Origin of the sequence: Enterobacter sp. RHBSTW-00593 (assembly GCF_013784105.1) — a bacterium.
In the GTDB taxonomy this organism is placed as follows: domain Bacteria; phylum Pseudomonadota; class Gammaproteobacteria; order Enterobacterales; family Enterobacteriaceae; genus Enterobacter; species Enterobacter ludwigii.
In genome coordinates, this window is record NZ_CP056393.1 from 3,285,553 (window position 1) to 3,307,102 (window position 21,550).

General features: G+C 52.5%; 21 protein-coding genes and 1 pseudogene. All 22 read right to left on the minus strand.

Translation table 11 applies throughout. From position 1 onward, the window contains the following. Positions 1–80: 80 nt before the first annotated feature. Positions 81–1,388: a phage tail fiber protein gene (locus HV242_RS15630; protein ID WP_181616788.1), complete on the minus strand. Its 1,308-nt coding sequence runs from the start codon at positions 1,386–1,388 to the stop codon at positions 81–83. 61 nt (positions 1,389–1,449) lie between these two features. Further along, on the minus strand, positions 1,450–2,415 hold the full coding sequence (locus HV242_RS15635) for a DUF6453 family protein (RefSeq protein WP_155027465.1): 966 nt from the start codon (positions 2,413–2,415) through the stop codon (positions 1,450–1,452). 1 nt (position 2,416) lies between these two features. Further along, a complete protein-coding gene (locus tag HV242_RS15640; protein WP_155027464.1) occupies positions 2,417–6,253 on the minus strand; it encodes a TipJ family phage tail tip protein in 3,837 nt (1,278 codons plus the stop codon). 52 nt (positions 6,254–6,305) lie between these two features. Then, the gene (locus HV242_RS15645) at positions 6,306–6,893 is read right to left on the minus strand and encodes a tail assembly protein (protein WP_155027463.1); all 588 of its coding nucleotides are present in this window, start codon (positions 6,891–6,893) and stop codon (positions 6,306–6,308) included. Next, positions 6,893–7,603, minus strand: coding sequence for a C40 family peptidase (locus tag HV242_RS15650; protein WP_032636939.1), 711 nt, complete (start codon positions 7,601–7,603; stop codon positions 6,893–6,895). Before HV242_RS15650 ends, HV242_RS15645 begins: the two co-directional genes overlap by 1 nt. 2 nt (positions 7,604–7,605) lie before the next feature. Continuing rightward, complete coding sequence (locus tag HV242_RS15655; protein ID WP_032636940.1) at positions 7,606–8,364, minus strand: phage minor tail protein L; 759 nt, start codon at positions 8,362–8,364, stop codon at positions 7,606–7,608. Beyond that, complete coding sequence (locus HV242_RS15660; protein WP_022650857.1) at positions 8,361–8,699, minus strand: phage tail protein; 339 nt, start codon at positions 8,697–8,699, stop codon at positions 8,361–8,363. The genes HV242_RS15655 and HV242_RS15660 overlap by 4 nt, the downstream gene beginning before the upstream one ends. Positions 8,700–8,701: 2 nt before the next feature. After that, positions 8,702–12,004: a phage tail tape measure protein gene (locus HV242_RS15665; RefSeq protein WP_155027467.1), complete on the minus strand. Its 3,303-nt coding sequence runs from the start codon at positions 12,002–12,004 to the stop codon at positions 8,702–8,704. 57 nt (positions 12,005–12,061) lie between these two features. Then, on the minus strand, positions 12,062–12,403 hold the full coding sequence (locus tag HV242_RS15670; RefSeq protein WP_032668789.1) for a hypothetical protein: 342 nt from the start codon (positions 12,401–12,403) through the stop codon (positions 12,062–12,064). Between the two features lie 55 nt (positions 12,404–12,458). Next, positions 12,459–12,737 (minus strand): phage tail assembly protein T, encoded by a 279-nt coding sequence (locus HV242_RS15675; protein WP_023305929.1) that lies wholly within the window; start codon positions 12,735–12,737, stop codon positions 12,459–12,461. A gap of 8 nt (positions 12,738–12,745) precedes the next feature. Then, complete coding sequence (locus HV242_RS15680) at positions 12,746–13,129, minus strand: phage tail assembly chaperone (RefSeq protein ID WP_001549114.1); 384 nt, start codon at positions 13,127–13,129, stop codon at positions 12,746–12,748. 32 nt (positions 13,130–13,161) lie between these two features. Beyond that, a pseudogene (locus tag HV242_RS15685) lies at positions 13,162–13,581 on the minus strand (phage tail tube protein); the annotation flags it as partial. Positions 13,582–13,640: 59 nt separating this feature from the next. Beyond that, positions 13,641–13,988: a tail completion protein gp17 gene (gene gp17, locus HV242_RS15690; protein WP_155027462.1), complete on the minus strand. Its 348-nt coding sequence runs from the start codon at positions 13,986–13,988 to the stop codon at positions 13,641–13,643. Next, on the minus strand, positions 13,985–14,434 hold the full coding sequence (locus HV242_RS15695) for an HK97-gp10 family putative phage morphogenesis protein (protein ID WP_044703926.1): 450 nt from the start codon (positions 14,432–14,434) through the stop codon (positions 13,985–13,987). The genes gp17 and HV242_RS15695 overlap by 4 nt, the downstream gene beginning before the upstream one ends. Then, positions 14,431–14,769 (minus strand): phage head closure protein, encoded by a 339-nt coding sequence (locus HV242_RS15700; RefSeq protein ID WP_063159279.1) that lies wholly within the window; start codon positions 14,767–14,769, stop codon positions 14,431–14,433. Before HV242_RS15700 ends, HV242_RS15695 begins: the two co-directional genes overlap by 4 nt. Positions 14,770–14,778: 9 nt before the next feature. Then, on the minus strand, positions 14,779–15,105 hold the full coding sequence (locus HV242_RS15705; RefSeq protein WP_155027461.1) for a head-tail connector protein: 327 nt from the start codon (positions 15,103–15,105) through the stop codon (positions 14,779–14,781). A gap of 42 nt (positions 15,106–15,147) precedes the next feature. Continuing rightward, positions 15,148–16,356: a phage major capsid protein gene (locus HV242_RS15710; protein WP_181240820.1), complete on the minus strand. Its 1,209-nt coding sequence runs from the start codon at positions 16,354–16,356 to the stop codon at positions 15,148–15,150. Between the two features lie 9 nt (positions 16,357–16,365). Next, entirely contained in the window at positions 16,366–17,214 is an 849-nt protein-coding gene (locus HV242_RS15715) for a head maturation protease, ClpP-related (protein WP_155027459.1), read from the minus strand. A gap of 13 nt (positions 17,215–17,227) precedes the next feature. Continuing rightward, entirely contained in the window at positions 17,228–18,532 is a 1,305-nt protein-coding gene (locus HV242_RS15720) for a phage portal protein (protein ID WP_155027458.1), read from the minus strand. After that, entirely contained in the window at positions 18,532–20,268 is a 1,737-nt protein-coding gene (locus tag HV242_RS15725) for a terminase large subunit (protein WP_042889604.1), read from the minus strand. The genes HV242_RS15720 and HV242_RS15725 overlap by 1 nt, the downstream gene beginning before the upstream one ends. Beyond that, positions 20,268–20,741 carry a phage terminase small subunit P27 family gene (locus tag HV242_RS15730; protein WP_058679251.1) on the minus strand — a complete coding sequence of 158 codons (474 nt, stop codon included), beginning with the start codon at positions 20,739–20,741 and terminating at the stop codon, positions 20,268–20,270. Before HV242_RS15730 ends, HV242_RS15725 begins: the two co-directional genes overlap by 1 nt. A gap of 155 nt (positions 20,742–20,896) precedes the next feature. Next, on the minus strand, positions 20,897–21,547 hold the full coding sequence (locus tag HV242_RS15735; protein WP_045332658.1) for an HNH endonuclease: 651 nt from the start codon (positions 21,545–21,547) through the stop codon (positions 20,897–20,899). Positions 21,548–21,550: the final 3 nt, after the last annotated feature.

The window sequence follows — 21,550 nt, forward strand, 5'->3', positions numbered from 1 at the left end:
GATCCCCCCAACAAGTAACTGTATATGCATACAGTATCATTGTTTATTGCGGAGGGATCAAGTCAGGAAAAGACTATCAATTATTTATTCTGGATAATGTTTTGATCTTCATGAGAAGACTTAGCATGCATGTTCCAAATGCTGTCATCTGGCATATCAAGGCGCACGTCTATCCAGCTGTTGTCTGGTACGTCCATCGGCTCACCTTTTGTTTTAACGATCTCACCATCATCGCTAAGCATGTACTTGCGTTTAAATAGACGAATTGTCAGGCCGCCGCTTTCCGTTTGCTCTGCCTCAACCACACCCAACTCACCCATTCCGCCTGGGTCCATCGGTGGAAGAAGTTGCCACCCCTCAGATGCCAGGCCCGCTGAACCCGTAAGTACATAAACACCAACATCAAAACGGGTAATTTTGATGCCCTCCGCTTCTTCGTTAGCCGTTCCGCATCCGCACCAGGTGAAACCTTCTTCTGCCACATCAGTACGCTGGCTATCTTCCTTAGATTTGACGATACGAGCCACCGGCGATGCTGCTTTAAGCGTTCCATCACTGGCTTTTGTGGTGTTGGCGGTTGAGTAATTTTCATACCAGCTTGTATAGGTTCCACCTTCCAGAGCCCGAAGGTAAGAACGCCCGCCTCTGAATGCAACCTGTGTATTATAAGCGGATAACTGTGTGGAGTGGGTTACTGTAAAACCAAAAACAACACCGGAGATCGGTCCGCTACCTTGCCCAGTCCAGAAACAGGTTTTACCGGCAAACGTATTGATGTTTTCAGACCCAGTTCCGATACTGTTGCCTCCAATACCAGAAGAACCTACCGTAACAACGTTTTCACGAGACTCGCCAGTATTAAGAGTGGCTACGTTGCCCAAACCGAGGTTTGTGCGAACGCCTGCAGCGTTCGTTGCACCTGTCCCGCCCTGGCTGATACTGAGCGCGGTAGTCAGGCCGCTTAGGCTGGTTATATCGCTGTTAGCCCCTTTCTTCGCCAGTGATTTCTGACCCGGTACTGTGACGGCCACGCCGTTAATCGTGATGGTGACGTCTGTAGTACCGTTCATCACATCAGCGAACCCGCTCATGTAGCGCTGGTACATCGTGAAGGTTTCAGCAATATCCTGTGCCAGGCCGTCAACGCTCAGGCTGTCGCTCAGAAGAATGGCGTATTTAGTTCCAGAAGGTACGGCAGGGTTAGCAGCGGGCGTAACGGTAAGAGAGGTTGCGCTTCCAATCGCGGTAATCTGAAAAACCTGCGCCGGACTGGTCAGGGCGATAACAGTGCAGCCGTTACGAATAAGTGAGCCAGCTGCAGTGAAGTTTGTGCCGGTACCTGTAAGGGTGTTTCCGCTGATGGCAATAGTGCCAGTGGTATAAATCATATTTTCTCCAGGAAATAAAAACCCCCGCCGGAGCGAGGGTGCATTTAAATGGTGATATTTTTCAGACGTACATATCGGGAAGAACGGGAAGACTGAGGGGCGTTACCGTGTCATTACCAAAAATGGCATATTGTTCGCGCCCGAGATACTTGCCTCCCTGAACTGAAGCGTAACCATTCTGAATTTTTATACCGAACATTCGATACACATATACCCCGTTAACCTCATGGGTCATTAACCCAAACCTGCCCAGCGGAACATACCCGCTGCCTATGTTCACAGCGCTTTTAGAAGGCGACCAGAGTTGATTGAGGTATACGAAAGGTCGTTTTGTGGTTGAAAAGGTACAGGCCCCTGCAGCATTGAAAATATTGAGGCCGATACCAGCCTGCGGCGCTACACCACTGGCGAAGATAACGATGTCTATCGTGCCGGTCGCGGGAGCGTCATCGTTCGTGGACGGAGGGCTGAAGAACCTGACCGTGTTACCGTCGAAGTCAATCGTGTTACCACTGTTACAGCGCCCGAAAACGACATACTTCGACTTGTCGTATCCTGCTATCGTGGGAACCGCCCACCCCCCGGTCGGAACATTAACGGTACCCTTCCAGATACACTGCCCTGACTGCGTGGCATTGGTTATCGAGGTGAAGTCAGTACTGTCGCTGATAAGCAGGCCCACCCCGCTTCGCTGACCTGTCGGAAATATCTGCCAGACACTACCGGGAAACGTATAGGTGCTATCTCTTTCACTAATGCCCAGAGCCTGCATTCTCGAATTCTGCGTAACCCTGCCACCAGAGATGGTGATGGAATTCATTTTATGCCACAGCCCCGCATCAACATAGGCAGTCGCATGCGGTATAAACAGCACCTGCGCACCTGAAACATAACCGGCAATATCCACATACTTTGATTTCTGGTAGCCAGTATCAAAGCTTGCACCAAACGACGGGCATCTCAGGCCCGCAGTTATCTCCATGCGCTTTCCACCGTCATTCAGGTCAATCAAAAGTCCTCTTGGCATATTATGTCCATTCTCCAAGTACGATACGGCCGCCTCCGGTCAGGTTGATAGTGACACCATTGCTATCAATCACAGTCGCCTTGTTCGGTCCACTGAAGCCAAAGTTACCCGTTGTGGCGTAAAGTGCCCCACGGAAGGTGCCACTGTTAAACTCTGGTGAGCCATTTTTGGGAATACTCCAGCCCTTTGAGCCAGCCGCATAATCATTGGACTGGATGTAGTTACCGATCTTGGCGTTGCTGATGGTACCGTCCTGGATGAACGTATCCCGGATAAATGTCTGCCCATTCTGGATGACAAAAGGCAGAGTAACTGCGCCGCCAGCCTGACTCATCACAGCGAAGCGGTCAGCAAGGAACAGAACCTGCGGTTGCATGCCGGACGGCGTATTCTGAACACCAATGCCAATTCCTGCTGCGTACTGTTTGCCATTAGAATCAACAGCGACCTTGATGCTGTACATCGCATTCAGGTTGTTATTGATATCTGCCGACACCTGAGCGTTCGTGACAATTGCCGCTGACTGACCGTTAACCGTGACCTTTAGCGAATTGATTTGCGTAGCAGATGCCTGAGAGAAGTCCGCCATGGTTTTGGCAAAATCCGTCACGTTCGCGGTGTTACCACCTGCGCTGGAGTCCAGCGTTTTCAGCGATTCAGTAACTGCTTTGCTCGCATCAGCCATCACGTTATCAACGCGCTCAATACCGGCTTTGTTATCGCCATATTGCACGCTCAGGAGGTTGCGCTGGTTAACCTGCGCGAGCGTACTGGTGATCAGCGCGATAGCATTGTTCTGAATACCGCCGCTGGCCTTATCAGTTTGTGCTCCCAGTTCTTCCAGGCGTGATGCCATTGAGGAATCGAGGTCTGTGACAACCTGGCTAAGGTCAGTGATTGATGCTGTATTCTGAGCACCTACAGCAGCTGCTGAATCAGCTTTATCAGAGGCGCTCTGCGTGGCAGCAGTCAATTGGCTTACCGCAGAAGCGCGAGCTTCAGTTTCCGTTGCTAACGCCTGGCGAACATCAGTAATACCCGCTTCATTCTGGGCAGTTTTCGCCTCAAGACGAGTAACATCCGTAACGCGGGCTTCCGTCTCAGTGGCGATCACCTCCCTGAGCTGTTCGAATGTCGCAGAGTTAGCGCCCTGCTGGGCTGTCTGGCGCACGACAACATCGGCAATAGCCAGCGCGTTTCCGATGATTGCTTCTGCTGTCTGCTTATTCGAACCTACTGCTGCAGCCAGCCCATCGGCGTTCTCCTTAATTGCATCAGAAAGCTCGGCCAGTTTCTCGCTACTGTCTACAGCACTTTCAATCAGATCCTTAAATACCTCGGAATCTTTAATCTCCTCCAGGATCGCATCGGTGATATCGGATACATCGATGCTCGCCTGTCCGCGCACCCAGTCTGTGTACCCTGATTCGTTGCCGCTGCGGTCCACCAGCTGCGCGCGGTACCAGAAAATCTGCCCAGCCTTCAGGCCCATCTGCTGATATTTGCGCTGCGGATAGGGTACGTCTGCCAGCAGCATCGCATCGTCTTCCGTCCCGGTCAGGCTGTACTGAATTTCCGTCTTCAGCGTGTCGTCGGTGTTCGCCGGGAATCCCCAGCTCAGCTCGATACCGAAAACCACATTATCAGAAGCGATGAAGCCGACCGGTTTCGGCGGATTGCCCACTTTACCCGTAAGATTTACTTCTGATGATGTCGCCCATACTGATGAAACGTCGCTGGCGTTCACCGCCCTGACACGGACCAGATAGCGACCCGAGTAGATGCCCTGCACTTCAAAGCCGAGAGAAGACGTTCGGGGCACACTAATCCAGTTGCCGCTGTCACGCCGCCATTCCGCCTCGTAAGCAACTGCACCCTGAACAGAATCCCAGGCAACGCGCATAGTGGTAATCGCAATGTTCTGGTTAACCGTAGAGTAACTGTCTACGACAATATTTCCTGGGGGAGCCTGAACCCCCGGTGGAATGACACTGACTGGCCGCTCGTCCAGTCTTGCGCCGGTATCAACAGCGGAATAGATATCAGGGTTGTAAGTCGTCCCGGTGACCTCGAAAGTACCGTCGTTGTTGTCCCGCGTTCCCGTAACACGGAAAAGCGCTATAAACAGATCGTCAGAGTCCACACCCCAGTTACATTCAGCCTCCGGCGTTTCGCTGTAGGGTGTGGTGACAGTGACTGTGTTTCCGTTAACGGCCTGGACGGTTCTGGCCTGAGCTGTGCCTGACGGAAGATTCAAAAACAGCCTGTTACCGGCTTTCACATCAGCAGCGCGATCGAGGGTTATGTTGCGGCCGTTAACCGCACTCACCCTGCCGCCGATAGTTCTTCCGGCCAGCTCGTTAGCAGCCACGCCGATCACCTCACCAACAGGGGGGACGTCCATGCCTGTGCTGAAGGTCACCACCTCGCCGATACCGTTGGTAAGCAACGCCCAGCGCCCCCGCCGGTTTGCCTCTGACTGCCTGGTGCAGCCGATCGCAGTCATTTCGAGCTGACGATAATCGAAGCGCATGGCCAGATCGCTATCGTAAACAGGCTCAGGCGTATCTTTGTAGTGGTTGGCAGGATCTGACCAGTTCACCAGCGCGGCAGTGTTTCGGGTGGTTTCACTCGGGTCCGCAAAGGTAAATTTTCCTTCAACAACGCTGGCGTGGTTGTAGATGTGCCACACATCCCGGGGCATATCGGCCAGGACATACATCTTATTGTCGCCCCAGTACGTCATGCCGCGAAATATACCCGCCAGATCACGAAGTACGGTCCAGGCGTCATTACGGTCCTGGATATAAACGTTGCAACGAAAACGAGGCTCCGTCCCGCTGCCGCCCTTGCCGTCTGGTACCAGTTGATCGCAATACTGGGCGATGCGATAAAGTTCCCATTTGTCTATCTGAGTCGCATCGATTCTTTGACCCAGCCCGAAGCGCTCGTTCAGAATGATGTCGTAATAAATCCAGGCAGGGTTATCCGTCCACGCCCATTTAAATACGCCCTCCCATGTACCAGAATAAGTGCGGGTTTCGGGATCATAAGTATCAGGTACACGGATGATTCGCCCTTTCGGATTGCAAACAACCTGAGGAATGCCATTAGGGAACTGCTTTGCGTCAAACTCTACATACAGCAGCGCTGTGTTAACGTAGCGAAGTTTGGCGTCAATAATTTCAGTAACGGCCACAACGCGCATGGTGTCGACGATATTCACGCTCGTGGAATCCGGCGTGATTCTGCGAACCCGCAACTGCCATCCAGTCGAGGCTTTCGGAAGATTGACGCGGTGACTGCGCTCATAAAGCGACGTGGTTTTGTCATCAACAGCACCGTTAACCACCGTTTCATACGGCCCGCCATCGACCGACAGATCGATAGCATACTCGACGCGGGTGCCGACTTTATCACCGTTGTTTTTCTGGAGTAAAAGAGTTGGCCATCCCAGGCGAATTCGCAGCGCAGAGAGCTGCGTGTTGGATACCGCGCGCACGTACGGCACAGCCTGTTTCAGCTCGTATGAAACCTGAAGTTCGTTTTCAATGCCGGGGAAGCCCTGAATGTAGTCCTGGTCCTGAGTACCGGAACGGAACTCATATTTCACATTATTGAAGTTATAACTTCCGTCGGCGTTCTGAAGAGGCGTGTAGGAAGATGAGTCACCAAGAAAAATGTTTTTACCATCAAGCCCGCCAGCGAACTCACCCTCTCCAAGCGCAATCAGCACCTTTGCCCTTGCAATGGACTGAATGCTGTCCGGTGCTTCAACGGGTGTTCGGGTCTGATTGCTGCCACCTTTACCGCGGCCTTTGATGATTGTCGTCGTCATATCGCGTCCATAAAAAAGCCACCGTCAGGTGGCTTGCAGTACGTGGTTTGGTTTATTGCTGATCTTCTGCATAAACCCCGGCGGATATAATGGCGCCGCCAATTTCCCGTTGCCCATAAAGCAGGGGGACTGGATTTCCAGATGCCGTCGTGTTAACGGGACCACCAAACGCATAGGAGGGTTTGTTATCAGGATCCTGACGCATTCGCAGACCTGAAACCTGAGGAGAGAGCATTTGCACTACACCGCCAACGGCCATAGAACCAGCTGCGGCATATAGTGCCATTTGTGTGCTTGCTGCCCATCCTATTGGATTCCACCAGGTGAAGGCCGCAATTGCGGCGGCAGTAACAATTTGAAAGAGGCCCGCCCTTTTACTACCGCGTATGACAGGGATAATTCGGATCTCATCGCCAGGCCCAAGAAGATCAAACTCTTCCTTGCCTATGTTAATTTCGTTTCGGAAGATGACAAAATCCAGCCCTTTCGCTCTGGTCTCGCGCAGGTAAGCATCAAAGCCATCAATGGTGTTAGAAAGCGCTCTGAATACTTCGCTGGCGGACGTTAGTGCACGGCGATGTGTCCTGCCGAATCGCTGAGCCATTGAGCCGCTGAGTTTGATAATGGTTTTTCTTTCCATTACATCAAATCCTTATAACGCAGAATTTTGATGGTACGGTCACGGTAATAGCCACCGTAGGGAATACGCTGGCTTAGCTGGCCATACATGTGATGCAGTAGCATGTTGCCATCAAGCAAAATCCCGGCATGGTTCGGGACGGTGGACTGAACCTGCATGATAACCATATCACCGGGCTGAGCGGGACCGTCGTACTCACGGAAACCGCATTCCTGCCAGTTATCCATATAGAGATTTTCACCCTGCTCCCACCAGTGGCGATCTACACTGTAGTTGGGCAGTTCAATGCCGTGTTCGATGCGGAAATAGTCCATGATGAGAGACCAGCAGTCTGCATATCCGAGTACAAACTGGCGCCCTGTGAGGGGTCGGTCTCCGCGAGGCATGACGGTGCGAATGTCGCCCTCCGGCCACGATGCAATAATCCAGGGCAGTTCCGTGGCATCACACATCAGCATGTCGAGCTCGCTCGGCTGGGTTGTTGCCCCGTCGCCGGGGTGACTGTGGACGATCGCCACCACAGTACCCTGCTCTTCGGCGGCCGCATAATCCTCAGGATTGAGTTCAAATTGCTCAGTTGGCGACTCAGCATTATTTTTGCAGGGGATGTACTTCTCCACCCGCCCCTTCTGGATAACCACGCCACAGCACTCTTCAGGGAAGGATGCGGCGGCATGCGCCAGAATGGCGCTAACTGTTTTCTCGCGCATGATTATCCTCTCAGAAGTGAAGCCCCAGGGAACCCGCCATAATCCAGTTGCTCATTCTCTCCGAAACGAGGTTTGCAGCCCGTTGACAGCAGTCCGGAGCAAACATCCTGTGAAGGATCGTCCACCCGGTTGCCGTCTTTATCGAACCAGCCATTTTGCCCGGCGTAGGTGCAGCCGTTCCCGGTTTTGTACCAGCCCCGCATACACCACGTACACATGGGCTGAATCTGCCGGGTAGGGATTAACTGCCCGCGAAGATCAGCAGGACTGGAAAGCTCAAACTCTACTGTTTCATCATCAGAGCCTGATTTTCTGTCGATGTAATAAACCTGCTTGCGTTCCTCATTGGGATTCGCGGTTGGGTTACCATCAGAAAAGTTTCTGGCGTCAAGGTAATGAGCGAAGGTGTCGTGGATTATCACCTTAGCTTTTGCCATACCCTGAAATCGCCGGCAAAGCGCACCAATCGTGCCGCTGATGTTTGCCACGGTGAGAGACGGCCGTGAACTCTGGCCGTCACTGCTGACAGATATGCCGGTCAGTTCATACGGCCACGCGCCATACTCCTGCCCCTGCCACCACACCGACTTCGGCTCAAGTTTTGACTCGTCGCCGCCTGCGGCGATGATTTCCGCCTCGGTATGCGGGATTGTCTCGTTGTGAAAGCGAAGAATACCGGCACCGAAAGCTGAGCCGTCCACCTCGATCAGACGGACGCGTTTACCCGGTTCCAGTTTCTGGACATCAGATGAAATGCTCATGGATGGTATGCCTGTATGAATGTGCTGCTGAGGGTGTATTTTTTGTTGCCGTGGGTAGATATCTGGAAGGATTCCGCGCGCCATAAACCTGAAGGCTCAAGCGGCGGCTTCCAGATAAATGACTTCCACCCTGCATGTCTGTTCAGAAAGTTTTTAATGGCCTGAATGTAAGCCTCGTCACCGGTAAAGCTCACGCTCCACTGAGGTGTTACCGGGTTGATACCGTCCCCGGCCACCTGCGCATAGCCATCGCCAAACTGTGCCTTTCGGGTACGAAAATTTGTATCAACCTGAGAGGCAACCTTTGGGCACCAGCTGAAGGTTTCGACTGCCATGGTTAAACTCCCTTGATTAATCGCCACAGAGGCGAGCCCGGCATGCTGGCCTGTTCGTTAATGACACCAGTGATGGCATCCTTAAGCTGCCTGCCTGCTGCTCCAGCAGTACCCTGACTGGCCGCCTGGGATGATCCGCCCTGAATATTGATATCGCCGAAGTTAACTGAAGGCACGCCGCCAGAGACCTGCGGCATCCCTACTGCGCGAACAGCAAGATCACCATTAGGTGCCCGCGTGAGTGGCATGATTGCTTCAGGACCTGCCTCGCCGAAAATCCCTGCGCCTTTAGCAAAAGCAAACAGTTGAGGTGTCTGAAAAACACCATTGCTGTAAGCGCTCAGGGACGGAGAGTCGTAAACATTACCCTTCGCATTAAAGGTAAAGTTCGCGCCGGCATTCTGAATAGCGGTACCGCTGCTGGCGGTTGCGGCTGACGAGGCGCCAAAACTGAACAGTGATCCAATTGAGCTGACGCCATTAGCAACAGCCATATTCACCAGGACGTTCTGGATAATCTTCAGTACGCTGACGCCCCAGTCCTTCCAGCTGTCAACGTTGCCATTGAGCATGTCGGTGATCGTGGTGACCGCGCCACCCATGGCCTGCTTCATGCCGTCAGCGGCCATGGAAGAATAATCAGTAGCTTCGTCCACCCAGTTCGCATAACCCTCAGACAGTCCCGTCATCCAGTCGTCACGCTGCGCATCAGAAGCTGCGTAATATCCCTCCTGGTCGCGCAGGCGCTCTTCGAGGTAGCGCTTATTAAGTGCCAGCCCCTGCTGATAGAACGTCTCGTCGATTTCACCAGCCTGACGCTGGCGGAGAAGATCGGTATTCTTCTGCTCAAACTCCTTACGCAGATTGAACTGCTCCTGAAGTCTTTCACGGAACCTGGAGCCCTGCCCGTAGCCCAGCAGTTGCGCTTCATTGGCTGCGCGGGCGCTGGCGTTACTGTCAGCAAGGTTGGCTTCGTAATTTCGCAGTTGCTCACGTAATTTAACCTGGTCAATCAGCGCAGCATTCTGCAATACCGTCTTTTTCTGGGCTTCCGTCAGAGAAGCAAGTTCGCCCTGGCTGACCTGATATTTAACCTTCGCCAGTTCAGTATTCTGACCTTGCAGGGCAATCTGCTCTTTTTGCTGCTTGATAAGGCGCTTATACACATCCTCGGTTTTCTCGCCTTCGGTTTTACCGCCCTTCGCCTTAGGTTTGTTGGCCTCATTATTCCGCCATTCAGCAAGACCGTTATTAATCAACTCCTGACGGCCTGTCTGGAATTGCGGATCACTGGTTAACCCCAGGTCATCGGCTGCATAACTCAGTCGCAGACGCTCTTTTGCTTCACCCTTCAGGCGTGACAACTCCAGATCCCGACGGCTCTTTTCGAGGGCATCGGTTTGCTTTTTGTCGAGGTCGGCCTGAGGAAGTCTGAGAGGGACGTTCGCCAGCCCTTGCCGAGCCATTAATAGCTGATTTCCCAGCCCCAGTAGACGGTTAAATTCAGTATGCTGACCATTCATCATGATCATAGATTGATATACCGCATTCTGTCGCCAGGCTTGTTCGCGTATTAAATCATTACGACGCCGCTCAATTTCTTCGAGAGCCTGCTGTATGCCGCGAGATTTATCTCGCATGTCATTCAATTTTCCCTCTTCAACAGCGAGTTGATCCGTAACAATAGCTATTGCTTTAAGGATATTTGCATCGTTCTCGCTGGTAATGCCCGGTTTTCCACGCGATGCATTCAAATCGTCGATCTGGTTCTTCAGCTCACCAACCTTTTTGGCTTGCTCATCAACCAAACGATTTTGTTCAACGAGAGCCTCAACGGTTTGCCCACGATTTTCATCCGTCTCGGTCAGAGACATTTTTGAGGTTTTTTGCCTGATTTCATCAATCTGACCAGCATACTCCTGGGCGGAACGACGTGCCTGCTCCTGATTCTGATACATCGTGTACCAGGCACCGGCCCCCAGCATCAACAGCCCAGGCAACCCGCCGACAAGACCCAGCAGGCCTGTAGCGCCTGTTTTTACAAGCCCCAGCACTGATGTTGCAGAGTTTAGTGCCTGCTGAGAGGCTGCAACGGCTCTGTTTGACTGTACCAGTGCCGCATTTGCTGCAATCATTGCCCGGCGCTTGGATATGGCATTTTGAGTGGCAGTAGCCTCAGCATTAGTATTCTTTGCCAGCACAAGTTCTGACTGGGCAAGCTGGTAAGCCCGCTCAGCAGCAATAGCATCGGCAGCGGCCTTGCGCTGTGATTGTGTGGCTGTACTTGCCCTTGCGGCGGCGAGCGCTATTTCATTTTTCCTCGCTTCAACCAACTGTGCCGTCTGGCTTCCAAGATCGCCAATCATGCCGCCAATAAATCTTGAACCTCCGATGGCCGCCAGCACGCCAGCAGCAGAGGCAACGGTATTGATATTATCTGAAATCGCATTCAATGCCCCGGTTAGCGCGCTTGTCGCCCCAGTGGCTTCATTTGCACCACCTACCCACGCCAGAAATGCGTTTTCAATTTTGGTCGTTGCTGATGCAACGGTCTGTGGCATCGCGCTATATTCATCCTGTAACGCCCCAAGCTGGCTGATTAAAGCCGGAACAACTTTATCGGCGGTAAGTTGTCCCTGATCGGCCATAGCCTTTAAGTCTTTCCTGGCGACACCCATGCCGGATGCCAGCGCGCGAATAACGCGATCACCGTTTTCGTTGACGGAGTTAAATTCCTCGCCACGAAGAACACCCTGCGCCAGAGCCTGGCTGAACTGCGTGATTACAGAACTGGCCTCAGACGAGCTTGCACCTGACAGCTTAAGCCCTGTTGATATAGCCTCGGTTACCTTCAGAACCTCTTCTGAACTGTAGCCATATTCACGCATAGAAGCGGCTGAACGCGCAAAGAGGCTGGCATTATCTGAAAATGCCGTACCGGTTCGCTGACTGATTTCCATCAGCGCGCGCTGTGACTCGTTGAAATCATCTGTAGATTGTGATGCCTGCTTTAACCTGGCGTTAACTGAACTCCACTCGTCAGCTAAAGAAATAAGGTGCCCGGTGGCATATGCTCCTGCAAATGCTCCGGCAAGACCAACAGCAGATGCCTTAGCGGAATTAAGTTGCCCCGTTAAGTCAGCCAAAGCTCTCTGAGTTTCTCTGGACGCGGCAGCCGCCTGGCGGCCACCATTTTGCATGGTTCGGTAATAATCCTGCCCCATGCGTGAGGCGCGGGAAATTTCCGACTGGAACGATTGGGAGTTAGCAGAGATTTTGATTATCAGTTCGCGAAGAGTTGCCATGCTTTCACCAAATAAAAAAGCTCGCACACAGCGAGCTTCGTATTGAATAAAATTGCCCTACCTGCAAAGCGTCTTATAGACCTCAAGAAATGCCTTGTCGTCCTCTTTAATCACCACTGCTGAACCATTACTTGTTAATTTCCCATCAATAATCTCGACATAGACGTAAAATTTATTACGATAACTTGTGCCATCATTATTTTTTTTGTAAGTCACATCACCACAAACGTATGCTGCATTATCACCATACTTAAAATATTCAGCGTTAAACTTAGCATCATCTGGGTTATTTAATTTCTCTCTGACGATGTTTTCGCCATTTTTAATAAAATCATTTTTCTCAGGCTTGCACGCGCTGATAAAAAACAAACACATGACGGCTATAATTAACTTTTTCATTTTTGCACCTTGATTGCATTATTCATGCTAATGCTAAACCCAGGTACTAGATTTGTCACTGAGTTGCAGCTGTAAGTGCAGCCTCAAGCCCAGCAAACGGGTCCTTCGGTGCTGATTGCTCATCACCACCCCAGCGCAGGATCGCATCGTCCAGCGGTACTTTTGCCCCCTGCGAACCGTAGATGGCAGAGACGAGCTGGGCGGCCTGAATGTCACCACGAATATCGCCAACCGGACTTTGCCTGTCGTACTCAATCCACATCAGAAGCTCGCTTGCCGTCATATTCTGCCGAAGCTCTGAGAGCGTGCGCCCCATCCGGAGCGCAAGCGACATCAGAAACTTTACGCCGGGGGTTGAGACTTTTCCCGCGCTTCGTCCGCGTTGTTGATCAGGTCAAGCGCCTGCTTGAGCAGGCGTGAATGGACGGGGCCGTAGATTTCACGCACCTGCTCTTCTTCGTCTACGCTGAATACCGGTTGCTTATCGGTGTCGCACAGGACGTCAATGAAGAGCACCACGTCAGCGCAAAGATTACGGTGTGCCTTTTCCGATACCGACACATTTTCATCATCAGCACCCGCTTTCACCACTTCCTGCCAGCGCAGCCAGGCTTCACCTGACGGCTCACGGAGAACCACTTTGACGCCCTCCCACTCAGGAACGGCGACCGTCTTATGACGGAAACCCGACATCTTAGCCAGGGCGAGATTTTTAATATTCTTCATGCGACCTCTCAGGAGCCAGACTCGATATTTTCAGGCTTACCTTTCAGACGCAGGGAGAACGTTGCCGCCACTACGCCGTTGGTACCTGAAGACCAGGTGTGCTGGCGGATTTCAGCCAGGAACTTAAAGCCCTTGCCGGAAGGGAAGATTACCTGGAAAGCGTAGGTCGTATCGTTGTCATACGCATCACGCAAGGCGTCCTGCGCCGGATTCTTGTAGAAGTTTCCGGACAGAGAGATTTCTGACGGAGAAGGCAGGCCGTTAATGTTCTCCTGCTCGGTCGAGCAAAGCGTTGTTACGTCGATATCCTGCTTCTGACCACCGGTGAACTGAATTTCTTTGATGGTGCAACTCAAATCGAGGAAGGTTGCGGAGTCCATCGTTTCTTTGGTGGCTGGCAAGGAGGAAATAAGGATCTTCGTCAGCTGCGATTTTTCATAAAGTGCAGACATAGCTGTCTCCTGGAAAAAGAAAACCCGCCATCAGGCGGGTTCGTTGGGTGAATTAATTGTCAGGGGGTAACTTTAAAATCCAGGGTGGCACGGTAGAGCCGATAATCTGGCTCGTACCCGGGGATTTTTACCACCTCTGTAGGGTTTAACGGCTCAAGCGAAGCGAGCACCAAATCTCTCAGGGATCGTGATTCAGCGATCGAAGTGGAATACACATCGACCTGAACGGAAACCCTGCTCTCTGCCTGGCCACACAGTACGTCAGCGGAAACATCATCGACGATGGAAAAGATAATCCAGGGTGGAGAGACAGACGGTTTCCCGTCACTACCTAATGGCGCAACATAGGGGTATACCCGTCCTTCTGCCAGGGAAGAAAGCAAGGCGTAGATATTATCTTCATTCACTTGCTCAATACCTCATCAATAGCCTGATTCATCCTGGCAATGGCGACGCTGGCGGCCTCTTCCTCGCGAGTATCGTAAGCGGGTCGCACAAACGGATGTGCAGGCATGTTCGCGGTGCCCAGTTCAACGAATCGCCAGTAAAAGGCGTTTCTCGGGTTATTCGCCTTCATCGTGTTATCGCTGTTTCCGGTGCGCGGATTAACGCCACGAATATGGACGCCGGAAGAAATCTCCCCGCGACGGCGGCTTTTTTGGGTCACCACCACCACATTTTTTTTCAGTTTCCCTGTACGCACCGGAGCGCGGGCGATCACTTCTTCCTTAAGCACTTCGGCGCCAGCGCGCGTGGCATCACGCAGAACCTTGTTGTTTTCAGCGCGACTAAGCGCCTCCAGGTCCTTTGCGATATCATTTAACCCAGAAAAATCGAGGCTCGTGTCTATCATTTTTCGATCCCCTGCTTACAAAGAATTTCGAGCTGAATACCACGAGAATCAGGGATAGGCGGACCAATAATATTCAAAATGGCCCCCTTGAACGGGCCAGTCATAACCCTGAGTCTGGACGCAGCAGTTATATCGCTACGAAATCGTGTCCATACCCTGATGGTGGCGACTGCGGTTTCAGCACCAGCGGCTACCAGCTCTCGCCCACTGATACCTTTTACTTCTGCCCAGGTTTCTGCACCGTCATGCCACGTTTCAACAGGCTGACCAGAAGGATCACGCGATGTTGTAATGTTCTGAATTACCACCCTGTCTCTCAGTCTTCCGGCCTGCATAATGTCCTCCTATACCCCATAAATTCGGTATGGCTGCAGCAAGGCTTCAACAGCAAGCGGGACCTCTGCAACGGTTTGCCCGATGGCCACGGATTCCCGGTTTGCATACCAGTGACCGATAAGCAGTAGCATGGCTGCCTTAACATCATCATTCAGTAGAATTGGGGCCGGGTCGTCTGAATAGCCAGGGCTGCTTTCATTCTCATACAGCGTTCGCCTTGTCCATGTCTGGACGTACCGGGCCGCCGCGCCTGTGTAAATCTCCAGCAGAGCATCATCACCCGTAAAGTCGGTATCAATGCGGCAATGCTGTTTCACCACATTCTGATCAAGCATTTGTTTGCCCCAAAAAAAGCGGCCCGAAGGCCGCCATTGATTTTAGCTACCAGCACCGGACAGGTCGCCCCAGACAAATGCTTCTGGACGGTATACCGCCAGCGCCGCACGCTCTTCGCAACGAATCGAGATCATGTTTTTCTCGAAATCGTCGGCGTTCTCGGTTGAAATAACCACGTTGGCTTCTTCACGGTCGAACAGTTGCGCACCAGCATTAAATGCGCCCGTAAGGAACTTACCGATAAACTGCGCGGTCTCAGTCGCCACCACTGGCAGCGCCCACAATGTCGGCGTAGTGAGCTGCGCCGGGTTCGCCAGGATGTAACGACCAAGCTCATCTTTGGTCAGCTCAATTTTGGCCCAGTCGATGAAGTGCAGCACATGTCCTGATGCAGGGAAGCGCGCCAGTTGCGCCTGAAGCATCGCCAGACGCAGGCGGTCAATACCTGTTTCACGCTCTACCGCAAATGCCGGATTAAACGCCGTCGCCTGCGGAATGATGCCCTTCAGATGTGCGCCGGTGCCGTCGCCGAATAGAATTTCCTGCTCTTCAGCATATTTCAGGCCGTAGCGCATCTCAGCGTCGATAGTTGACTGAAGCTGTGCAAAATCGTCCAAGATCTGTTTGGATGCTTTGAACATGTGCGCAATGGTGCGCACGGGCGTTGTTTCTTCAGCGAACTCAATTTCACTGTAAGGTTTGGTGGTATTTTCCGGAACAGCAGCGGCGTTATTAGTGAATCCTGTCTGTTTCACGTAATAAATGGTGTTGGACTGCGTGCGGCCCGGGGAGATAAGGTCACGGATGAACAGACGCTGCTTTGGTGTAGTGTCGATACCGGGCAGGCGCTGCGGAGCGACAATGGTTCCACCTACATCCACTGTGGTCAGTGCCGCCTTAACAGGCACGGCAATACGTTTATTACCTTCTAGGCTTGAGCGAATGTCTTTCATCATGTCAGCAGAAACTACCTGCTGACCGACGGACTGAATAACTTCCTTTGCGGCATTCAGCGGCATATTTGCCACATGCTGCTCAAGCTCCCCCAGGGAAGCGGCCAACGTTTTATGCGCACCGTTAAGGGCATTAAATTCGGTAGCAATTTTATCCACCGACTCTTTGGTTTCTGCGGAAAGCTTGCCTGAGGCCTGAGCCTCGTTAATCGCTTTTTCCGCCTTCTGGCTGAATTCACCAGATACTTCTTCCAGCTTCGCAGAAACTTTTTTCAGCAATTCGTTTACATCAGACATATTTATTCCTTATTTGCCGAACGCGGCCAGCGCGTTTTCAAGCGTTTGAATGTTTTCGGGGTTTATTTGGTCGGTAGCGCCCGGCATACCGTCAGGATTGGTGGCAGCGCCAGGCATGCCACCGGATAAGGCTTTAATGAGTTTTCTGCGCTCAGAGCGCGGGGTGTTGGTTTTAGCCAGCAGCGCATCAAGTTTGCGAAGCGCGGCCGCGGGTGATTCATCGCCATCACTGACCGCATCAGCAGAAAGCAGGCTGTCTGCCAGTCCCTTCGCCACAGCGTCACTGCCACCGATATAGCTTTCCGCGTCCATCAGCTTCTGCACAGCGGCCATATCAAGGCCGGAGCGCGCCGCGTAGATGTCAGCCATAGCGGTATCGAAGGGTTCCAGTGACTGTGCCAGTTCTGCAAAATCATGGCGGTTTCCCATCGCATATACCCAGCAGTTGTGGATCATCAGGAAGGCACCGCGGCCAATCTGAATATCATCCCCGGCCATCGCAATTATCGAGGCGGCGCTGGCGGCAATGCCCAGCACCTTCACCGTTACACGGCCTTCGTATTCGCGGAGCAGGTTGTAAATAGCCAGACCTTCGAACATGTCGCCGCCCGGTGAGTTGATATTCACCGTGACGTCGGCGCCGTTCATCGCCCGAAGCGCACCGGCAATACGTTTAGCTGTTACCCCTTCGCCCCAGTAGTCCTGTCCGATAACATCAAAAACAGAAATGCTGTTATCGTCGGTGGCCGCCGCTTTGATCCCGCCGTCCCAGCGGTCCAGTGCGGACGGTAATGTTTCACAGGTAACGCGCGCGCAGGGGCGACCCGCCGGTGCTACCGGAAGTTGTTTTTTGCTCATCAGGAAAGTGCTCCTAAGCGGCCTGTTTCAGCGGAGATTGTTCAAAGGAAATGTCAGGGAATATGTGGTTATGCAATTCTCTCAAGGCCAGAGCCTGAACAGCAGGATTGCTGCTTTCGAGATTTTTCAGTTGCGTCAGGTTGAGCTGAACGGTGTAAATGTCGCCCCCTTCAATCGGTGGCATATTTTCAAGGCGACGCACGTCATTGCGGGACATCCACCCATTCTGGAGCGCGCTGGTATAGTACGCAGCACGACCGGCACTATCGGCACGCAGCAGTCCTTCTACGGAGAACTCCGCGAATACCTCATCATCGCTGTCCAGCAGGCACCGTCCAATTTCCTGTTCGATGTTCACCAGCAGGGGACGCAGGGTATGCGTCAGGAACTGGAGGTTCATGCCCTCCAGACTGGATGCCCAGCTGCTTTGCTTCGTGGTATGACCGACCATGAAAGGTGGAACGCGAAACCAGCGACAGATTTCCTCAATACTGAAAGAGCGGCTTTCCAGCATCTGGGCGTCTTCCGGATTCATGGTGACGCCCTGATACTTCAATCCGCCTTCAAGTACCATTATTTTCCCGGCGTTTTTTGAGCCGGTAAATGCAGCCATGTAGCTGCGAAGTCTTTCACGTTGTTCGTCAGACAGCGCATTATCAGCGGAGAGAAAACCTGAACTCTGAAGCCCCTGTTCAAATATCTTTGCAGCAGACTCCTCAACCGCCATTGCAGAACCGAACACATCCCGGCCTGTTTTCATCGGCATCATGCCGCAAACACCGTCCAGACCAAACCCGCGAATGTGCATGATGTTTTTGACGGGAATGACGCGCTCGTTACCATTTTCAGTGTATTTGTATTCCAGCGCCCCGGTAGTGAGACGTTTAACCACCATGTTCTGCGGAAGCAAAGGCACCAGCGAAACCAGGCGGTTTGCGATGAATTTCTTCTCAATGAAGGCGTTCCCGCGCAGGCAAATACTGGCGACAACCATCAACATAAAGCGTGATGGTGTCATTTCTAAATTGGGTCGTCGGCACAGTATCGAATAGGCCGGATGATCGGTTGCTGCTTTACGCGAACCGTCAGGCTGTCGAACGTATATTTTCAGCGGAAGGGTTGAAATAGACTCGCTTAACAGTCTTACGCATGCCCACACAGCAGATAGCTGGATGGCTTTATCGGCCGTGACCACCTTTCCGCTACTGCTGGTGCCAAACCATTCCTCCCAGAACGTGCCGGTAGTCAGGCTGATAGGCACCCCAAGCCAGTTAAGCAGAGCGCTTTTCACCCTGCCTGGCTGTTTGTTTTTTTTCATCAGAAACCTACCATGATGGGATTATTGAAGAATCCGGAGAGATCCTGCTGGTCGTTGCCGCCGTTAACCAGAACGCGGCTCATTGCTGTGAACAATGCCGCCGGGCCATCAATCTTGGCCTCTGGTGTGGACTTGTTCGGGAAAATGTTCTCGTTCCGGTCAGGTTTGACGGTTACGTTGGACATCATCCAGTTCATTACCGGGTGATCGCTGTGATGGAAGCGGCCACCGTATACCAGTGCTTCGACCTCTTTCATCGCCTCAGAGAAATTGCGAACCGTCTGCGGCACTTCCACCAGCGGCAGCCCTTCTTCTGCCAGCGCAAGGCTGAACTGCGTCGCACTCCACGGGTCGAAGCCAATTTCTTTCAGACTCTCGCCAGCAACCCACACCTGCAGCTCTTCCTTAATCTGAGCATGGTCGATTACATCCCCGTCGGTAAGGATCAGCTTGTCCATCTCGGCCCACTTACGATAGAGCTCTGCCATCTGGCGGGAACACTTCTCAAGGCGTCCCTCCGGCAGCCAGAATTTAAAATCCGCATGAACGTGGCCACCTGGCGCGCGCCAGACTTTAGCGGCTGCACAGATATCAATTTTGTTTGAAAGGTCAACGCCCACCCAGGAGGGATAGGTTTTAAGTTCGTGCTGCGGGGCGATAAACTCGCATTTTTCCCATTTCATCATGTCCATCCAGGCAGACTCAGCGGTAACCCAGATATTCATGTGTTTGGTGAAAAAGTTAATCCTGGCCGAAACCTGCTCTTTCGCCTTTTTAGCCAGGCGGCGCAGGTCATCCCAACGCTTACAGATACCCAGCCCCGGATTCGCCTTCTGCCAGACTTTTTCATCGAAGGGATCGTCACCTTCATCTAAGGTGTAGATGATGGCAAAAAACGTATCGTCTTTAACCAGGCCGCGCAGGACCTTGATTGCGTAATCGCGTAGTTCGTAACAGATACCTTCTTTGTTGAAGCCGGCGGTGGTGATACCGAAAAGCAGAGATTGCAGGCGCGCGCCGGTGGCCGTCTCAAGAACGTCCCAGACGTCACGGGTTTTATGAGCATGCAGCTCGTCGACGATGGCGCAATGAATGTTCAGGCCGTCGAGGTTGTTCGCATCTGATGATAAAGGCTCGAATTTGGAGGCCGTTTGCTCTTGGTAGATAGCGAGCTTGTTGAATTCGAAAATCCGCCCAAGAGTGGCTTTCGCCTTCTTGACCATATTTTTCGCGTCTTCAAAAACAATTCGCGCCTGGTCACGGGTGGTTGCAGCGGAATAAACCTCCGCTCCGCCTTCGCCGTCTGCGCCAGCCATATAAAGCCCCACACCGGAGCAAAGCGTTGATTTGGCATTTTTACGGGCCACCTCAACATCTGCTGTACGGAAACGCCGAACCATCACCGGCCGACCGCTGCCGTCGTTACGCAGGACGGTTTCTCCCGTTTCTTCGTTAACCAGTGGGATAACAAAACCAAAAATATTAATCAGGATAAAAACATGCCAGTCCATCAGCTCGATAGGCTGGCCTGCCAGCGCGCCTTTTACGTGAGGCACAAAATTATAGAAATTCAGAATGTGCTGCGCGCGCGGCTCACTGAAGAAAATACCGCGCTCTTCGCCATGTGCCAGATCGTCAAGAAAACGCTGGCAGGCAAGGCGCACATACTCACAGGCAATAATTTCCCCCGCCACCACCCTCTCGGCGTAGCGGATGCCTTCTGCAACCTTAGCCATTAATCCCTCGCATTCATAAACTCGGTCAGCGGATCAACCGCATCAGGACCTTTGGCATTAACCTTAGAACGGCTGGCTGGCGTCATGCCAAACTCACCGAGCATGGCGCGCAGACGTTTCCAGGCATCAGCTTTCATGATGGCCGCCGGGTGAGCCTTTATCAGCACATCCCCGCTCTGCGTTTCGGTCCGGTAGGTGTAGCCCTCAACTTCAAGCGTGTCGCAGTGATGCCGGTATTCGGTATAAGCCTCAACAAGCAGCTCAAGGGCTCTGGCGTCCAGCTGAGACATCACACCGATAGCATCAAGCTCGTCGGCCATCCGTTTAAACCAGTATTTCCCCTGCTTATCGAAATGCTTCGGCGTTGGGGGTACCCCTGAAGGGGGTTTTGGTTCGTTCTCATTGATCGGGCGCTTTGATGGGTTACCCCTCACCAAACGTAGATGGGTCGGGGTTTTCGGTGGTCCAGACATAATCGAAAACTCCTATTAATCATCGAATGGGGTACCCCTAAAAAAAGTTTTCTAACCTGCGGCGATGTGAAAAGAGGTTAGGCGGCGGTCCTTTAGGGTGATTTCCCTGAGGTTTTTACCCGCCCTCCCCCAGACCGCGCAAATGAGAGCAGATATCATTTAACCGACTCATGCACGATTTTCGCCAGTTTCCGGCTCGGGGGACCACTGTTACCAATGCGAGGGCTGAACACCTTACTGATGTCCCAGCCTGCCTTCAGTCGATACTCAATGGAGTTTCTCGAAATACCCAGGTAATCCGCCCATTCGTTAAGACACATCGTCTTGCCGTGAGCGGTATATCTGCGGTCGGAGTTCTCTCGCATTGTCTTTCTCATCTTGTCTACGCCTCGCTTCTGATTGCACACAGGGCAACTTGGCACAAGATTGTCAGGCTCGTTATTGGTCTTACAGTCATCGAGGTGGTCGATGTGAAGGGTGTCCCAGCCAACGGTTTTTGCACACCAGTGACAACGGAACGGTCCAGCCCCATGTTTGTCGTAATAGACTTTCCGGTGCTCGTAAACACGAGGACTCCCACATGCCAAAGGATGATCGGGCGCATACACCAGCAGATATCCGCCAGTGTGCTCCAGCTTGCCATCCTTTCTTGTGCTGAGCTTCTCTGTCGTTCCATGACGCCGGACGCGCATGTAATGCTTTTCACAGTAGTGGCTGTTACGGGATCGTACCGATAATTCGCATCCATCCACAATGCAGGCAGCATGGGCGTGCGGAAGCCCTGAACCATGTTTCGATTCAGTCATCTT

Coding starts and splice junctions, on each gene's coding strand:
- HV242_RS15705 (WP_155027461.1), bottom strand. CDS start 15,105: ATGCTTGATCAGAATGTGGTGAAACAGCATTGCCGCATTGATACCGAC.
- HV242_RS15650 (WP_032636939.1), bottom strand. CDS start 7,603: ATGCGCGAGAAAACAGTTAGCGCCATTCTGGCGCATGCCGCCGCATCC.
- HV242_RS15710 (WP_181240820.1), bottom strand. CDS start 16,356: ATGTCTGATGTAAACGAATTGCTGAAAAAAGTTTCTGCGAAGCTGGAA.
- HV242_RS15635 (WP_155027465.1), bottom strand. CDS start 2,415: ATGCCAAGAGGACTTTTGATTGACCTGAATGACGGTGGAAAGCGCATG.
- HV242_RS15640 (WP_155027464.1), bottom strand. CDS start 6,253: ATGACGACGACAATCATCAAAGGCCGCGGTAAAGGTGGCAGCAATCAG.
- HV242_RS15680 (WP_001549114.1), bottom strand. CDS start 13,129: ATGAAGAATATTAAAAATCTCGCCCTGGCTAAGATGTCGGGTTTCCGT.
- HV242_RS15675 (WP_023305929.1), bottom strand. CDS start 12,737: ATGTCGCTTGCGCTCCGGATGGGGCGCACGCTCTCAGAGCTTCGGCAG.
- HV242_RS15735 (WP_045332658.1), bottom strand. CDS start 21,547: ATGACTGAATCGAAACATGGTTCAGGGCTTCCGCACGCCCATGCTGCC.
- HV242_RS15645 (WP_155027463.1), bottom strand. CDS start 6,893: ATGGAAAGAAAAACCATTATCAAACTCAGCGGCTCAATGGCTCAGCGA.
- HV242_RS15695 (WP_044703926.1), bottom strand. CDS start 14,434: ATGATAGACACGAGCCTCGATTTTTCTGGGTTAAATGATATCGCAAAG.
- HV242_RS15715 (WP_155027459.1), bottom strand. CDS start 17,214: ATGAGCAAAAAACAACTTCCGGTAGCACCGGCGGGTCGCCCCTGCGCG.
- HV242_RS15665 (WP_155027467.1), bottom strand. CDS start 12,004: ATGGCAACTCTTCGCGAACTGATAATCAAAATCTCTGCTAACTCCCAA.
- HV242_RS15700 (WP_063159279.1), bottom strand. CDS start 14,769: ATGCAGGCCGGAAGACTGAGAGACAGGGTGGTAATTCAGAACATTACA.
- HV242_RS15630 (WP_181616788.1), bottom strand. CDS start 1,388: ATGATTTATACCACTGGCACTATTGCCATCAGCGGAAACACCCTTACA.
- HV242_RS15725 (WP_042889604.1), bottom strand. CDS start 20,268: ATGGCTAAGGTTGCAGAAGGCATCCGCTACGCCGAGAGGGTGGTGGCG.
- HV242_RS15670 (WP_032668789.1), bottom strand. CDS start 12,403: ATGAAAAAGTTAATTATAGCCGTCATGTGTTTGTTTTTTATCAGCGCG.
- HV242_RS15655 (WP_032636940.1), bottom strand. CDS start 8,364: ATGAGCATTTCATCTGATGTCCAGAAACTGGAACCGGGTAAACGCGTC.
- HV242_RS15660 (WP_022650857.1), bottom strand. CDS start 8,699: ATGGCAGTCGAAACCTTCAGCTGGTGCCCAAAGGTTGCCTCTCAGGTT.
- HV242_RS15730 (WP_058679251.1), bottom strand. CDS start 20,741: ATGTCTGGACCACCGAAAACCCCGACCCATCTACGTTTGGTGAGGGGT.
- HV242_RS15720 (WP_155027458.1), bottom strand. CDS start 18,532: ATGAAAAAAAACAAACAGCCAGGCAGGGTGAAAAGCGCTCTGCTTAAC.